Below are 14450 nucleotides of genomic sequence, written 5' to 3'. Positions count from 1 at the left end.
TCCGGCGCGGCTCACCGAGCCGGTCGGGCCCCGACCTGCGCCACCGCCGCGCCACCGAGATCGGCGGCCCGGGCCAGAGCCCCGTCCGGTGTCGCCCCGGCCAGCCAGGCGCTCAGCAGCCCGGCCGCGAAAGCGTCACCCGCCCCGGTCACGTCCCGTACCGCCACCCGATGCGCTGACGAGGTGACGATCGTGGCGTCCCGGTCGACCCAGACCGCGCCGGCAGCGCCCCGCTTGACCACCACGCGGCGGGCCGCGGCGGTGAGTGCCCTGCCCTGCGCCGCCGGTTCGAGCCCACCGGCCAGCACCGTGGCCTCGTCGACGTTTACCAGCAGCAGGTCGACCTCACGTACCCAGTCCAGGAAGGCTGCCGTACCGACCGCCCGCAGCGGTGCCGCCGAAGCCGCGTCGACGCTCGTGGTGAGGCCGCGCTCGCGAGCGCCGGCCAACGCCCGCAGGCCGGCCGGTCGGGAGTCCGCGTCCAACAGGGTGTACCCGGACAGGTGCAGGTGCGTCGCGTCCGGCGTGCCGGCCAGCGCCGCGTCCACGTGCCCGGGAGCCAGCCGTACGTTCGCCCCGCGTTCGGTGACCATCGTGCGTTCGTCGCCGACCGTCAGCACGATCACCGTGCCGGTGGCGGACCCGGCGACCCGCTCGACCGCGCAGTCGACCCCGGCAGCCGTCAACTCGGCCACCCGGTCACGCCCGGTGCCGTCATCGCCGACCGCGCCCACCAGGGTCACCGGTACGCCCTGGGCGGCCAGCCAGGAGGCGGTGTTGGCCGCCTGCCCACCCCCGGCGGACCTGATCGCCGCCGGGGTGTCGGAGCCGGGAGCCAACGGGGCGGAGAGCACCGCCACCACGTCGGTGACCACGTCACCGACAACCAGGACGCGGCCGGTGTCGCCTCGACCCACTTCGCCAGCCCCGTCAGCGTGCCCGTTCACGCCGACACGGCGGTCCGGCGCTGGGCGGCGGCGACCGCGATCCGGGCGGCCAGGTCGGCGTTGCGCAGGATGATCCGGACGTTTACCGCCAGGCTGGCGCCCTCGGTCGCGGAGTGGAAGTGAGCCAGCAGGTACGGCGTGACGGCCTTGCCGCTCACCCCGTCGCGCTCCAGCCGGGCGAGACCCTCGGCGAGGGTGCTGTCGTGCAGCTCCGGGTCGAGCTGCTCGTCGGTGGGCAGCGGATTGGCGACGATCAGCCCGCCGTGGTGTGCGCCGTGCTGCTCGCGGGCGGCCAGCACGTCGGCGACCTGTTCGGGGGAGTCGAGCGACCAGTCCAGGTCGAAGCCGCCGTCGGTGATGAAGAAACCCGGGAACCGGCGGGTCCGGTAGCCGACCACGGCCACCCCGAGGGTCTCCAGCCGCTCCAGGGTGGCACCCACGTCGAGGATCGACTTCACCCCGGCACAGACCACAGCGATCGGGGTACGCGCCAGGGTCACCAGGTCCGCCGACTCGTCGAAGGTCTGCGCCGCCTCGCGGTGCACCCCGCCCAGCCCGCCGGTGGCGAACACCCCGATGCCCGCCGTGGCTGCCACGGCGCTTGTCGCGGCCACTGTGGTCGCGCCGTCCGCGCCGGTCGCGGCGGCCACCGCGAGATCGCGTACGGAGAGCTTGGTCACGCCGTCGGCGGTGGCCAGCCGGGTCAGCTCGGCGTCGTCGAGCCCCACCACGAGTTCGCCGGCGACCATGCCGATGGTGGCCGGTGTCGCGCCGGCGTCCCGGACGGCCTGTTCGATCTGCTGGGCCACCCGAAGATTGTCCGGCCGGGGCAGGCCGTGCGAGACGATTGTGCTCTCCAGGGCGACCACGGGACCCTGCTCGCGCAGTGCCCGGGCCACCTCGGTGCCGTAGCGAAGATGAAAGTCGGTCACAATCGCTCACCGTACGCCCGGCACACCTGTCACCTCAGGTGGACCGGGTGAGGGTGACCTGCCAGACTTGTCGGTTGGAGGTGCAGACGTGAGTACACAGGTCCTCGAACGTCCCGAGCTCAAGGACGCCGACACCGGTCCGGAGATGTTCCACTACGTCCGGAAGGAAAAGATCGCCGAAAGTGCCGTCATGGGCACCTTCGTCGTGGCGCTGTGCGGGGAGACGTTCCCGGTGACGAAGACGCCCAAACCGGGTTCGCCGGTCTGCCCGAAGTGCAAGGAGATCTACGACTCGTACCGCGAGTGAAGCTTTCGGCCCGCGTTTGTGGCAGGCGTAACCTGCGGCGGTGACCACCTCCACCGCCCTGCTCCTGGCTGACCTGGCCGGAGTCGCGGTCTTCGCCGCCTCGGGCGCCTCCGCGGCGGTGGCCAAGCGGCTCGACCTCTTCGGCGTGGTCTTCGTGGGCTTCGTCGCCTCCCTCGGCGGCGGAATCGTGCGGGACCTGGTCATCGACGAGGTACCACCGCTGGCCTTCGCGGACTGGCGCTACGCAGGCACCGCCGCCGTGACCGCTGCGGCGATCTTCTGGCTGCATCCGCAGTTCGCCCGGCTGCGCACCACCGTCCTGGTGCTGGACGCGGCCGGGCTCGGCCTGTTCACCGTCGCCGGCACCCTCAAGGCCCTCGACGCCCAGGTTCCGGCGGTCGGCGCCTGCCTGATCGGCATGATCACCGCGATCGGCGGCGGACTCGTCCGTGACCTGCTCACCGGTGAGATCCCGGTGGTGCTACGGCGGGAGATCTACGCCGTCGCGTCGCTCCTCGGTTCGATGGTGGTGGTGCTGCTGAACAGCCTCGGCCACACCGGGCCGCTTCCGCTCACCGTCGCTGCCGGACTGGTCTTCGGCGTACGCCTGGTGGCCCTGCGGCGGCGCTGGTCGGCGCCGGTGGCGACGCTGCGGCCGCCGCGCACCGGCATGTCGGGGCCGCCGCCGGAGTGAGCCGCGAGTGGCCAACGGCACGCCGGTGACCGGTGTGGCGGGGCGTGGGCGGCACAGCGCGTCCTGGTTATGCTGAGTCGGCCTTCGCGGCTCGGCTGCGCGGAGGCATTTTCGTGGGGTGACGCCGTGCCCCTCGGCCCGGGTCCGCCGGCCTGCGGTCGGGACATCCCCGTGCGGCCGGAGAGGAGCGAACGCGTGGCAGTCCGGACGCCGGCGCTCGAGACGTTTCCACCCCTGCGCGCCTGGCAGCGCAAGGCTCTGGTGGAGTACCTGCGCCGTCGCGGCGAGGATTTCACGGCGGTCGCCACCCCGGGGGCCGGAAAGACCACGTTCGCCCTGCGGATCGCCGCCGAACTGCTCGCCGACGGCAGCGTCGAGGCGGTCACCGTGGTCGCGCCGACCGAGCACCTGAAAACCCAGTGGGCGGACGCCGCCGCCCGGGTGGGCATCCAGCTCGACGCCGCGTTCCGCAACGCCGACCTGCACTCCTCGGCGGACTTCCACGGTGCCGTGGTCACCTACGCCCAGGTCGGAATGGCGCCACAGGTGCACCGGCGGCGCACCATGACCCGGCGGACCCTGGTCATCCTCGACGAGATCCACCACGCCGGTGACTCGCGCACCTGGGGTGACGGGGTGAAGGCGGCCTTCGAGCCCGCGGTACGCCGGCTGATGCTCACCGGAACCCCCTTCCGGTCCGACGACAACCCCATCCCGTTCGTCAGCTACGAGCGGGGCGGCGACGGCCTGCTGCGCTCCCGGGCCGACTCGGTGTACGGCTACAGCGACGCGCTGCGCGACGGCGTGGTGCGGCCGGTGCTCTTCCTGGCGTACTCGGGGGAGACCCGATGGCGTACCAACGCCGGAGAGGAACTGGCGGCCCGGCTGGGTGAGCCGATGACCCAGGATCTCGTCGCCCAGGCGTGGCGTACCGCGCTGGACCCGGCCGGCGACTGGATGCCGCAGGTGCTGCGGGCCGCCGACGCCCGACTGACAGTGCTGCGGGAGGCGGGCATGCCGGACGCGGGCGGCCTGGTCATCGCCAGCGACCAGCAGGCCGCCCGCTCGTACGCCAAGCTCATCGAGCAGGTGACGGGGGAGCGGGCGGCTGTCGTGCTCTCCGACGACGTGGGCGCCTCGGCCCGGATCGCGACGTTCGCGGCCTCCGAGCAGCGCTGGTTGGTCGCGGTGCGGATGGTGTCCGAAGGCGTCGACATCCCCCGGCTGGCCGTCGGCGTGTACGCGACAAGTGCCAGCACCCCGCTGTACTTCGCGCAGGCGATCGGGCGTTTCGTCCGGGCCCGGCGCCCGGGGGAGACCGCGTCGGTCTTCCTGCCCAGCGTGCCGCACCTGCTCGGACTGGCCAGCGAGATGGAGGTCGAGCGGGACCACGTGCTCGGCAAGCCCAAGGACCGGGAGGGCTTCGACGATGACCTGCTGGACCGGGCCCAACGCGATGAGCAGGCCAGCGGGGAACTGGAGAAGCGTTTCGCCGCGCTGTCCGCCACCGCCGAACTGGACCAGGTGATCTTCGACGGTGCCTCGTTCGGTACGGCTGCCCAGGCCGGCACCCCCGAGGAGGAGGAGTACCTGGGCCTGCCGGGGCTGCTCACCTCGGAACAGGTGGCGTCGCTGCTCGCCAAGCGGCAGGCCGATCAGCTCGCCGCCCAGCGACGTCGGGCGACCGAGCGGCGGGCGGAATCCGCAGCCCCCGCCTCCGCTCCGGCGGCACCGATGAGCGCCGCCCAGCGCCGGGTGGCACTGCGTCGCCAGCTCAACGCCCTGGTCGCGGCCCAGCACCACCGCACCGGCCAGCCCCACGGCAAGATCCACGCCGAGCTGCGCCGCCTCTGCGGCGGCCCCCCCAGCGCCCAGGCCACCATCGAGCAACTAGAAGAACGCATAGCCACAGTCCAAACCCTCTAACCCACCCCACCTCCCACCCCCACACCCCGCCGAACCGCGGTTGATCATGAGGTTATTGCTTAGGCAAGCGCTTTCCTGGGCAATAGCTTCATGATCGACGCTTCCGGGGAGGGGTGGGTATGCGGAAAGCCGGCCGGAGACATCCTTGGGATGTCTCCGGCCGGCTTTATGTCGGGTTTGCTGTCCCTCAGTTGGCCATCAGGTCAGCGCCGCGCCAGGTGAACTCCGGGTCCGTCGCGTACCGAACCGTGATCTTGACGAGATCCTCGGCGTACTTGTTGGCGTGGTGCCCACAGAACACCAGCTCACTGCCACCCGACAGGGTGATCCGGAGCTTGCCGGCGGCATTGCAGCGGTCGCACCGTTCATCGGCGGCCGGGGGGCTCACCGTCTCGGGCGGCGGCGTGAGGGTCGGGGTCATCGCCTTCCTCCTCTGGTCGTCACCGATGAACACTCTCTTCGGTCTTGGTCACCTATCGTGCAACACCCTTGCGGGGCCTCGCCTTCCCTGTGTGCCCGCGGGGGACCGAGGTCACACATGGCACGGACAGTGTGCCGTGCACCAAGGGTGCCACGTCAACGATCACATTCGTGCAACCACCTGATCACCATCCGGCGTTGTACGCCAGGTGGTCAAACGGGCACGATCAGTTGACGAATGCTGATCAGTCGAGGTAGTCGCGGAGCACCTGCGAACGGGACGGGTGCCGGAGCTTGGACATCGTCTTGGACTCGATCTGCCGGATCCGCTCGCGGGTCACGCCGTAGACCTGGCCGATCTCGTCCAGGGTACGCGGCTGGCCGTCGGTAAGCCCGAACCGCAGGCGTACCACACCCGCCTCACGCTCGGACAACGTCTGCAGCACCTGCTGGAGCTGGTCCTGGAGCAGGGAGAAGGAGACCGCGTCGACGGCGACCACCGCCTCCGAGTCCTCGATGAAATCGCCGAGCTGACTGTCACCCTCGTCACCGATGGTCTGGTCGAGCGAGATGGGCTCCCGGGCGTACTGCTGGATCTCCAGCACCTTCTCCGGTGTGATGTCCATCTCCTTGGCCAGTTCCTCCGGCGTGGGCTCACGGCCCAGATCCTGGAGCAGCTCGCGCTGAATCCGGCCCAGCTTGTTGATCACTTCGACCATGTGGACCGGGATGCGGATGGTGCGGGCCTGGTCGGCCATGGCGCGGGTGATGGCCTGGCGGATCCACCAGGTGGCGTAGGTGGAGAACTTGTAGCCCTTGGTGTAGTCGAACTTCTCGACGGCGCGGATGAGGCCGAGGTTGCCTTCCTGGATGAGGTCGAGGAAGGCCATGCCACGGCCGGTGTACCGCTTGGCCAGCGAGACGACCAGGCGGAGGTTCGCCTCCAGCAGGTGGTTCTTGGCCCGCTCGCCGTCCCGGGAGATCCACAGCAGGTCGCGCTGCATGTCCCGGACGAGCTTCTCCTCGCCCTCGTCGGCGGCCCGCAGGCGCTCCGCGGCGTAGAGCCCGGCCTCGATCCGCTTGGCCAGCTCCACCTCCTGCTCGGCGTTGAGCAGCGGCACCTTGCCGATCTGCTTGAGGTACGCCCGGACGGAGTCCGCCGAGGCGGTCAGCTCGGCGTCCCGGCGTGCCTGTTTGAGCGCCTCGGACTCCTCGTCGTCCCACTCGAAGTCGTTGTCGGTGGCGGAGTTCGCCGCGTCGGCCGCGGCGGCCTGGGCCAGCTCCGCCGGCTCCTCGACCACCACGTCCTCGATCTCGGCGGCGAGTTCCTCGGGGTTGACCTCACCCTCGGCGGCCTCACCCTCCGCGGCCTTCGCCGGTTTCGCCGCGCCCGCCGCAGCGGCCACGGTGGCCTTGGTGGCCCGGGTGGACTTCTTGGCCGGCGCGGCGGCCTTGGCGGCCACCTCGGCGGTGGTGCCGGCCGCCTTGCGCGAGGTTGCCTTGCGCGGTGCCGGTGCCGGTGCCTCCTCGGCCGAGGGCGCCTGCTTCGGGGCGGGCGCGGCCGCCTTCTTGGTGGTCTTGGCGGTGGTGGCCCGGGACGCGGGGGTGGCGGATCGGGCGGCGGCGACCCGTCGGCGGGTGCTGGCCGAGCCGTCGACCACGACGGTCACCCCGGCCTCGGAGAGCGCCCGCAGGATCTTCTTGGCCTGGGCCGGAGTCACCTCGGCGGACTCGACGGTGCGCGCGAGCTGGGCCGACGTGAGCTGGCCGCCAGCGCTCTGCGCGTGGGCGATCAGGGTGTCGGTGAGCGAGCGAACGTCGGCGCCGGTCTGGCGGGGTTCTGTCACGAATGACCTTCCGGAGGCGAAGAGCGAGCACGGCCGGGTCGTCCGACGCAGCGTGGGGCACCGCGCCGGGCGATGTGGTTGAGGAACCCGCGTGTCCCGGGCCGGCCGGCTGTCGGGCGGTCCGTGGCGCGTGGGCAGGGGTGAATTGTAACGCCGTCTGCGGCGATCATCCTGCGCCGCACGGCTGATCGGCGGTCGAGACCGCCGATTCGGTGCGCATTTGGACTTTGTAAGGATGATACCCGTGCGAAAGCCGGATACCTGGCCGTGCGGGAAGGGACCGATGATGGAGCGCTCGGCGCCGCCACCACCGCAACTGCTGGAGATCGCGATCGGGGTGGCCCGTGACGCGGCGGCCACCGCGTACCGGATGCGTACCGAGGGTGTCTCGGTGGCCGCGACCAAGAGCACGGTCACCGACGTGGTGACCGCGGCGGACCGGGCCGTGGAGCGCCAGATCACCACCGACCTGCGCCGGCTGCGACCGGACGACGCCGTGCTGGGCGAAGAGTACGGCGCGGCGAGCGGTGGCGACGGACCCCGGCCCCGGGTGCGGTGGATCGTCGACCCGATCGACGGCACCGTCAACTACCTGTACGGCCTGACGCACTGCGCGGTGTCGATCGCCGCAGAGGTGGACGGCGAGGTGGTGGCGGGTGTGGTGCGCAACATCCACACCGGCGAGGAGTGGACCGCGACAGTCGGCGGGGGCGCCTGGCGCGAGGGCCGACGGTTGCGTTGCTCCACCGAGACCGAGCTCGGCCAGGCGCTCGTGGTCACCGGCTTCGGCTACGACTCCGCCCGCCGGGTGCACCAGGCCCGGGTGCTCACCGAACTGATCTCGCAGGTACGCGACATCCGTCGGCTCGGCGCCGCCGCCATCGATCTGTGCCTGGTCGCCGAGGGGCGGGCCGACGCCTACTACGAGAAGGGCCTGGCCGCCTGGGACCAGGCCGCCGGGGCGCTGGTGGCCACCGAGGCCGGCGTACGGGTCGGTGGGCTCAAGGGCCTGGACCCCGGGCCGGAGATGGTCGTCGCCGCGCCACCGGCGCTCTTCGACGCGCTGCACGACCGCCTGGCCGCGTTGGACGCCTCCGGCGGCCCCTGACGCCCCCTGACGCCCCCTGGTGCCCGGTGACGGCCCCGGAGCGGGGCGCGTGCCGTTGGACGCCGCCTGGTGTCCGTCAGGGGCCGGTGCGGGCGTCGGTCAGGGCCCGGAGTGGGGCGCGCCGCCTGGTGTCCGTCAGGGGCCGGCACGGCCATGTGCGGGCGACCCGGCCGACCGCCGACCGCCGACCGGCACCGGCACTGGCACCGGCCCGACGGTCAGTTGTCGACGGGCAGCGGGCAGGAACCCGGAGGGGCGACCGGGGCACCGAGGTCGCCCAGCGACTGGTTGACCTCGGTGGTGGTGGCCAACTGCTGGAAGCTGCTGCCCAGCACCACGTCGACGATGTCGTCCTCGCGCTTGGCGTTGTACTCCAGTTCGGCGTCGCCGAGGAAGTACGCCCGCAGCAGGTGCGCCGAGCCGACCCCCTTCGGGCCGTAGCGCAGGACCGCGACGTCGTCGATCTTCTTCTTCTGGGAGACTTCCTTCTGCACCTGGAAGTCGCGGTTGCGGAAGTCGCCGCCGACATCGGCGGCCAGCCCGGGACGGTCCGTGCCGTTCACCACGTTGATCTTGACATCCTTGTGGTCGCGCAGGGTGACGTCCGCGCGCGGCCAGTCGTCCGGACAACCCTCGCCGGCACCGGCGCTACCCTGGGTGTCCCTGACCAGGGCCATGACCACGAAAACCAGGGCGACCACCGCCAGCACGCCGACGACAACGAGTGCTCGCACTCGCGCAAAGCTCATCAGGGCACTCCCGGGCAATGGTGGGTGGCAACGGCCGGCGATCGGGCCGTCCGCCGGCCGTCGGGTACGCCGCTGAGGTTAACGGGTGTCCGACCGTCGCGTGGAAACAGTCCGACATGCCGGCGCGCCATCGGAGAACGGGGTAGTACTACCCCTATCTTCGTGTCGCCTGAGTCACATTGGGAACAACTTCCCGTGCAGGGGCGTACATCTCAGCCACGAGGGCGGTATACATGCCTCGCCCAAAGGGGGGGTAGGGTTCCGCGCTCGCCGGGGAGATCCTCTGGCGGTCTGGTCCGAGCGGTCGTCGGGTCAGGTGGCCGACACTAGCGGTGGCCGGCCAGCGGAACCGAAACAGCGTCGTCCGGCGTTACAACCGGAAGCGACAACATCGAAATGGGAGAGTGAAACCGATGGCCACCGACTACGACGCCCCGCGCCGCGACGAGGTCGACCTCGGCGAGGACAGCCTGGAAGAGCTCAAGGCCCGGCGTGTCGACTCGCAGTCGGGCGCCGTGGACGTCGACGAGGCCGAAGTGGCTGAGAGCTTCGAGTTGCCCGGCGCCGACCTTGCCGACGAGGAACTGACGGTCAAGGTGCTGCCGATGCAGCAGGACGAGTTCCGCTGTGCCCGGTGCTTCCTGGTGCATCACCGCAGCCAGCTGGCGGTGGAGCGGAACGGCGAGCTGATCTGCCGAGAGTGCGTCTGACCGCAGGGCGACGACCACGACCATGGCGGCGACTCCCGAGTGGAGTCGCCGCCGCCCGGCTCGACGAGCGCCACGCCGCTCAACCTGGTTGACTCGTTAGCCATGAGCGAGCGAATCGGCGGGCTCGGTGCCGTGGTGCGATCATGAACGAGCACAGCGAGCGTGCCGAGGACGGCCCGGACGAGCTGGTGAAGACGGTCGCGGCCCTGACCGCCGACGAGATCGAGCCGGCGAAACGGCGTCAGCTGCTCGCTCGGCTGGTCGGGCAGGCCCGGGCCCGGGGGATCAGCGATCTGTTCAAGCCGAGGGCCGCGCTGCGCTGGATGGTGGACACGGTCGCCGAGATCGCTCCCCACGTGCCGGTCCGCGACCTGGCCACCCTGCGTCGGCACTTTCCCGGCCTGACCGACGAGGAACTGGCCGATCGGCTGGTCCGCAACGCGTCCCGGGCGACGGCGGGGGTCGGCGCCGCCGGCGGTGGCGCGTCGGCGGTGCAGTGGACGGTCACCCCGAGCCTGCTGTCCGCGCCGGTGCTGCTCGCCGCCGAGACCGTCGCCGTGGTGGCGGTGGAGCTGAAACTGACAGGTGAGCTGCACGAGGTCTACGGGGTACCGCTGCCGCGCGGTGGCACCGAGCGGACGATCGCGTTGGTGCAGGCCTGGGCCAGTCAACGCGGGGTCAATCCGATGATGCCGGGCGTCGGCGTGGGCGCGGTGCTGGGCACCGCCGCCCGGAACGAGCTGCGGGACACCCTGCTCAAGCGGTTCGGCCGCAACCTCACCACGCTGGGGCCCTTCCTGACCGGAGCCGCGGTGGCGAGCTACCTCAACCGGCGGGCCACCCGGACGTTGGCCGACCATCTTCGTGCCGACCTGCGCCGGCAGCGTCCCGGCCTGCCCGGCGTGCCACCGGCTCCGCCCGCCCTGCCCGGATCCTCCTGAGCCCGACGGGTGACGGCTCGGATCAGCGCGCCGCGTCCCGCGCGGCCAGCAGGGCCTCGGCCAGTTCGACCGGGTGGCGGGTACTGACCACCCAGAACGGCGTAGGGTCGGCGGGGTCGTTCAGGACCACCTGAACGGCACCGGAGATCCACGGCCGCTGGACGACGAACGCCAGCGGATCGGCACCAACACCGAGCACTTCACGCCGGCCCTCGGCGTCCAGCGCGACAGCGTCGGCGACGAACCGGACGGGCAGTCTGGCGTCATCGACGCGCAGCTCTCCATCGGCCACCGCGACCCGGATCCGGCTGAGCCACGCCAGCCCGGCCACGGTGGCCGGCAGCAGCACCGCGAACGGCAGCCAGGCCCGCAGACCTGGCGCGCCCATCCACACCTCCACCGCGAGCAGCGTGCCGGCCGCCAGCCCCGCGAGCCACAACCACCAGGGCAGACGCAGACGCTCGGCGTACGCCGGGGGCGCCGAGACGGACGAGGGTGACGGTGTCTGACTCACTCGTGCCAGGGTACGGCGCGGCGGCCCCCGGGTACCGGGCAGGATGACAGGGTCACCCCCAGCGGATACGGACGAAAGAGGGACATCGTGACCGACGTGCCCGTGCCGGTCCGGCGGCTCGACCCCGAGCTGCCGATGCCGGCGTACGCCCATCCCGGTGACGCCGGTGCCGACCTGGTGGCGGCCACCGACGTGGAGTTGCCCCCCGGTGGCCGGGCGTTGGTGCCGACCGGCGTGGCGATCGCGCTGCCGGAGGGGTACGTGGGCCTGGTCCATCCCCGATCGGGGCTCGCCGCCAGACTCGGCGTGACGGTGCTCAACGCGCCCGGTACGGTCGACGCCGGCTACCGGGGTGAGATCCTGGTCAACCTGATCAACCATGATCGGGCCGCGTCGGTGAAGATCTCCCGGGGTGACCGGATCGCGCAGCTCGTTGTGCAGCGGGTGGAACGGGCGGTCTTCCAGCCGGTGGCCGAACTACCCGGGTCCGGACGCGGGACCGGTGGGCACGGTTCCACCGGCGGCCACGCCGGGCTGGTGCCGACGCCGGCCATGGACGGCGCGAACGGACAGGATGGCACCGTGAGTGCGAACAGCGGAGGTTGGACGCAGTGATCTTCTCCCGAAAGCGGGCCGCGGGACGGCACGCCCTTGACGAGCGGGCCACGAACCTGCCCGAGACCGCAGCGGGCGCCCTGTCGACGCCTGTGGAGCCGGCGCGTGGGCCGTACGACGTCACCGAGGCACCGGACGGGGTGCAGCGGCTCGACCTGGGCAGCCTGCAGATCCCGGCGGTGCCCGAGGTCGAGGTGCGGGTGCAGGCCGACCAGCAGGGGGTGGTCCAGCAGGTCGTGCTGGTGCACGGCCAGAGCGCCCTCCAGCTCGGTGTCTTCGCCGCTCCCCGGTCCGAGGGGATCTGGGACGAGGTGCGCGAGGAGATCCGCCAGTCGCTGTTGGCCGACGGCGCCGCCGCGCAGGAGGTCGAGGGTGAGTACGGCACCGAGTTGCACGCCCAGGTCCGCACCGAGGACGGCCTGACCGATCTACGGTTCGTCGGCGTCGACGGACCGCGCTGGATGGTCCGCGCGGTCTACCAGGGCGCGGCGGCCACCGACCCGGCCGCCGCCGGCCCGCTGGCCCACTGCCTGGACGGGCTGGTGGTCGACCGGGGGGTGGAGGCCAAGCCGGTCCGTGAGCCGCTGCCGCTACGGTTGCCGCGCGAGGCGGGCGAGCAGGTGGCGACGGGGGACCCGGCTGCCGGGCAGGCAGGCGCCGCGTCGGCGCCCGGAGGCCGCTGAGCGCCCGGCGACGGCCCAGCGCCGCCGAGGTTGCCCGGACCGGCCGTACGGGCGCTTCCGACGCGCCGGAAGCGCCCGGTCCGGCGTACGCTGACGGGTGCCGTCCCGGCTGTCGTCCAGGGACGGTGGCTTCCGGTGCCAGCCGGCCGGTGTGGAGAGGGTGACGCGGAGCTGATGACCACCGACGAGGGTCGGGGTTCGCTGCGGCGGATGTTGCGACGGCTGACCGCGAGCGAGGCCGAGATCGAGGCGCAGCAGTTGCAGCGGGAGAGTGCCCGCTGCGGCGCGGTGCCGGTGCTGCAGTGCGGGCGGGGGCAGGTGGTGTCGGTCAGCGGCCGGCTGCGTACCGTCGTCTACACCCCTCGGACGAACCTGCCGGCCCTGGAGGCGGATCTCTACGACGGCAGCGACGTGGTGACCCTGGTCTGGCTCGGCCGGCGGCACATCGCCGGCATCGAACCGGGACGACACCTGACCGCCCGGGGGCGGGTCGCCGTGCGCGACGACCGCAAGGTGATCTACAACCCGTACTACGAGCTGGAGCCGTCGAAGTGAACCTGCGGGCATTGCGCATGGGCGTCGGGCGATGACCACCGGACAGCACCCGGCGACCCAGCCGGAGACCGGGGCTGCGGACGAGGAGCGGCTGCCCACCGTCGCCGAACAGATGGCCGACCAGCTCGGCGGCTGGCGGGGGCTGGCCGAGTCCAGCATCCCGGTGGTGGTCTTCGTGATCGCCAACATCGTCACCGACCTGCGGCCGGCCGTGATCGCATCGGTGGCGGTGGCGGTGCTGATCGGCGGTCTGCGGTTGGCGCAGCGTCGGCCGGTGCGGCACGCGGTAAACGGTTTGTTCGGCATCGGGATCGGTGCCGCCATCGCCTGGCGTACCGGCGATGCGCGTGACTTCTACCTGCCGGGGATCCTCTACGGCATCGGCTACGGCCTGGCCCTGCTGCTCTCGGCGGTGATCCGGCAACCGCTTGTCGGCTGGATCTGGTCGGTGCTGGTGGCCAAGGGCAGCTCCGAGTGGCGCGACGATCCCCGGCTGGTCCGTACCTTCACCCGGCTGACCGTGCTCTGGGGTGTGGTCTGGCTGGCCAAGGTCGGCGTGCAGGCCGGCATCTACCTGGCGGCCCGCCGGTTCGACCAACTCGGCGACGAGGCCGCCGCCGCCGACATGGAGACCGCTCTCGGGGTGGCGCGGCTGGCCCTGGGCTACCCGCCGTACGTGCTGCTGTTGCTGATCACGGTCTGGACGGTGCGGCGGGTGACCCGCGAGAGCCGGCCGGAGCCGCTGCCGACCTGAGCCGTCACCGGCGGCGAGCCGCCGCCCGCCGCCCAGCCCTCAGCCGGGGCTGGCGCGGTCAGCGTGACTCGCGGGTGCGCTCGACGCTGTCCGGGCCGAGCACCACCGCCCGTACCGCGTCCTCCATCTCGGCGGTGCAGACGAAGACCAACTCGTCGCCGGCCTCGAGCGGGTCGTCCGGGCTGGGCACCAGGACCCGCTTGCCGCGCAGGATCGCCACCAGCGCCGAGTCCCGGGGCAGTGGCACCTCACGCAGCGGATGCCCGACGTAGGGCGCGGTCGGCGGCAACGTGATCTCGACCAGGTTCGCCTCACCCTGCCGGAACGTCATCAGACGGACCAGGTCGCCGACCGTCACCGCCTCCTCGACGAGCGCGGCCATCACGCGTGGCTTGCTGACCGCCACGTCCACGCCCCACTGCTCGGTGAACAGCCACTCGTTCTCGGCCCGGTTGACCCGGGCGACCACCCTGGGCACCGCGAACTCGGTCTTGGCCAGCAGCGAGACCACGAGGTTGACCTTGTCGTCGCCGGTGGCCGCGACCACCACGTCGCAGCCGGCCAGCTCGGCCTCCTCCAGGCTGGCCAGCTCGCAGGCGTCGGCCAGCACCCACTCCGCGTCCGGTACCCGGGCCGGCCGGAGCATCCGGGGCTGTCGCTCGATGAGCATCACCTGGTGGCCGTTCTCGATCAGCTCCTGGGCGATGGAGCGGCCCACGTTGCCGGCACCGGCGATGGCGACCCGCAT

At 72.0% G+C, this 14450-nt stretch carries 17 protein-coding genes; 10 read left to right on the top strand and 7 right to left on the bottom strand.

The window, feature by feature from the left end; genetic code table 11:
- Positions 1-11: 11 nt before the first annotated feature.
- Together Van01_RS22310 and Van01_RS22305 are read right to left on the bottom strand one after the other, a co-directional pair.
- Positions 12-947 (bottom strand): carbohydrate kinase family protein, encoded by a 936-nt coding sequence (locus tag Van01_RS22310; protein ID WP_239099225.1) that lies wholly within the window; start codon positions 945-947, stop codon positions 12-14.
- Positions 944-1879: a pseudouridine-5'-phosphate glycosidase gene (locus Van01_RS22305; RefSeq protein WP_204010939.1), complete on the bottom strand. Its 936-nt coding sequence runs from the start codon at positions 1877-1879 to the stop codon at positions 944-946. Before Van01_RS22305 ends, Van01_RS22310 begins: the two co-directional genes overlap by 4 nt.
- An 88-nt stretch (positions 1880-1967) precedes the next feature.
- On the opposite strand from Van01_RS22305, the gene Van01_RS22300 reads away from it, so the two are divergent.
- The 3 genes from Van01_RS22300 (at position 1968) to Van01_RS22290 (ending at position 4806) form a co-directional block, all read left to right on the top strand.
- Positions 1968-2186 (top strand): DUF3039 domain-containing protein, encoded by a 219-nt coding sequence (locus Van01_RS22300; RefSeq protein WP_119573379.1) that lies wholly within the window; start codon positions 1968-1970, stop codon positions 2184-2186.
- Positions 2187-2226: 40 nt separating this feature from the next.
- Positions 2227-2880 carry a trimeric intracellular cation channel family protein gene (locus Van01_RS22295; RefSeq protein ID WP_204010936.1) on the top strand — a complete coding sequence of 218 codons (654 nt, stop codon included), beginning with the start codon at positions 2227-2229 and terminating at the stop codon, positions 2878-2880.
- Positions 2881-3075: 195 nt separating this feature from the next.
- Positions 3076-4806, top strand: a complete 1731-nt coding sequence (locus Van01_RS22290; RefSeq protein ID WP_204010933.1) for a DEAD/DEAH box helicase — start codon at positions 3076-3078, stop codon at positions 4804-4806.
- 187 nt (positions 4807-4993) lie between these two features.
- Here the strand turns inward: Van01_RS22290 and Van01_RS22285 are convergent, their stop codons facing one another.
- Together Van01_RS22285 and Van01_RS22280 are read right to left on the bottom strand one after the other, a co-directional pair.
- The gene (locus Van01_RS22285; protein WP_099846999.1) at positions 4994-5227 is read right to left on the bottom strand and encodes a DUF7455 domain-containing protein; all 234 of its coding nucleotides are present in this window, start codon (positions 5225-5227) and stop codon (positions 4994-4996) included.
- Positions 5228-5471: 244 nt separating this feature from the next.
- Entirely contained in the window at positions 5472-7073 is a 1602-nt protein-coding gene (locus Van01_RS22280; RefSeq protein ID WP_204010930.1) for an RNA polymerase sigma factor, read from the bottom strand.
- A gap of 286 nt (positions 7074-7359) precedes the next feature.
- Between Van01_RS22280 and Van01_RS22275 the strand changes: the two genes are divergently transcribed.
- Positions 7360-8181, top strand: a complete 822-nt coding sequence (locus Van01_RS22275; protein WP_204011144.1) for an inositol monophosphatase family protein — start codon at positions 7360-7362, stop codon at positions 8179-8181.
- 218 nt (positions 8182-8399) lie between these two features.
- On the opposite strand, the gene Van01_RS22270 is transcribed toward Van01_RS22275, so the two are convergent.
- Positions 8400-8915, bottom strand: a complete 516-nt coding sequence (locus tag Van01_RS22270) for a LytR C-terminal domain-containing protein (RefSeq protein ID WP_204011142.1) — start codon at positions 8913-8915, stop codon at positions 8400-8402.
- A gap of 428 nt (positions 8916-9343) precedes the next feature.
- Here Van01_RS22270 and Van01_RS22265 point away from each other — a divergent pair, with 428 nt between their 5' ends.
- Both Van01_RS22265 and Van01_RS22260 read left to right on the top strand, forming a co-directional pair.
- On the top strand, positions 9344-9640 hold the full coding sequence (locus tag Van01_RS22265; protein WP_007075406.1) for a DUF4193 domain-containing protein: 297 nt from the start codon (positions 9344-9346) through the stop codon (positions 9638-9640).
- A 143-nt stretch (positions 9641-9783) separates the two neighbouring features.
- The gene (locus Van01_RS22260; RefSeq protein ID WP_204010927.1) at positions 9784-10581 is read left to right on the top strand and encodes a hypothetical protein; all 798 of its coding nucleotides are present in this window, start codon (positions 9784-9786) and stop codon (positions 10579-10581) included.
- A 22-nt stretch (positions 10582-10603) separates the two neighbouring features.
- Here Van01_RS22260 and Van01_RS22255 read toward each other — a convergent pair whose 3' ends face one another.
- Entirely contained in the window at positions 10604-11104 is a 501-nt protein-coding gene (locus tag Van01_RS22255; protein WP_373306280.1) for a DUF3093 domain-containing protein, read from the bottom strand.
- 78 nt (positions 11105-11182) lie between these two features.
- Here Van01_RS22255 and dut point away from each other — a divergent pair, with 78 nt between their 5' ends.
- The 4 genes from dut to Van01_RS22235 all read left to right on the top strand — a co-directional run bounded on the left by dut (position 11183) and on the right by Van01_RS22235 (position 13702).
- Positions 11183-11710 (top strand): dUTP diphosphatase, encoded by a 528-nt coding sequence (dut, locus tag Van01_RS22250; protein ID WP_204010922.1) that lies wholly within the window; start codon positions 11183-11185, stop codon positions 11708-11710.
- Positions 11707-12393, top strand: coding sequence for a DUF3710 domain-containing protein (locus Van01_RS22245; protein ID WP_204010919.1), 687 nt, complete (start codon positions 11707-11709; stop codon positions 12391-12393). The genes dut and Van01_RS22245 overlap by 4 nt, the downstream gene beginning before the upstream one ends.
- Before the next feature lie 174 nt (positions 12394-12567).
- Positions 12568-12948 (top strand): OB-fold nucleic acid binding domain-containing protein, encoded by a 381-nt coding sequence (locus Van01_RS22240; protein WP_099851986.1) that lies wholly within the window; start codon positions 12568-12570, stop codon positions 12946-12948.
- Positions 12949-12979: 31 nt separating this feature from the next.
- On the top strand, positions 12980-13702 hold the full coding sequence (locus Van01_RS22235; RefSeq protein ID WP_204010916.1) for a DUF3159 domain-containing protein: 723 nt from the start codon (positions 12980-12982) through the stop codon (positions 13700-13702).
- Positions 13703-13760: 58 nt separating this feature from the next.
- Here Van01_RS22235 and Van01_RS22230 read toward each other — a convergent pair whose 3' ends face one another.
- Positions 13761-14450 (bottom strand): potassium channel family protein, encoded by a 690-nt coding sequence (locus Van01_RS22230; RefSeq protein WP_204010913.1) that lies wholly within the window; start codon positions 14448-14450, stop codon positions 13761-13763.

Origin of the sequence: Micromonospora andamanensis (assembly GCF_016863495.1) — a bacterium.
GTDB lineage: Bacteria > Actinomycetota > Actinomycetes > Mycobacteriales > Micromonosporaceae > Micromonospora > Micromonospora andamanensis.
The sequence above is the reverse complement of the archived record's forward strand: the minus strand, read 5'-3'. Positions and strand labels throughout refer to the sequence as shown.

Bases quoted from the DNA above. Each gene is read 5' to 3' on its own strand.
- Van01_RS22260 (WP_204010927.1), top strand. From the start codon at position 9,784: ATGAACGAGCACAGCGAGCGTGCCGAGGACGGCCCGGACGAGCTGGTG.
- Van01_RS22240 (WP_099851986.1), top strand. From the start codon at position 12,568: ATGACCACCGACGAGGGTCGGGGTTCGCTGCGGCGGATGTTGCGACGG.
- Van01_RS22230 (WP_204010913.1), bottom strand. From the start codon at position 14,450: ATGCGGGTCGCCATCGCCGGTGCCGGCAACGTGGGCCGCTCCATCGCC.
- Van01_RS22275 (WP_204011144.1), top strand. From the start codon at position 7,360: ATGGAGCGCTCGGCGCCGCCACCACCGCAACTGCTGGAGATCGCGATC.
- Van01_RS22265 (WP_007075406.1), top strand. From the start codon at position 9,344: ATGGCCACCGACTACGACGCCCCGCGCCGCGACGAGGTCGACCTCGGC.
- Van01_RS22285 (WP_099846999.1), bottom strand. From the start codon at position 5,227: ATGACCCCGACCCTCACGCCGCCGCCCGAGACGGTGAGCCCCCCGGCC.
- Van01_RS22235 (WP_204010916.1), top strand. From the start codon at position 12,980: ATGACCACCGGACAGCACCCGGCGACCCAGCCGGAGACCGGGGCTGCG.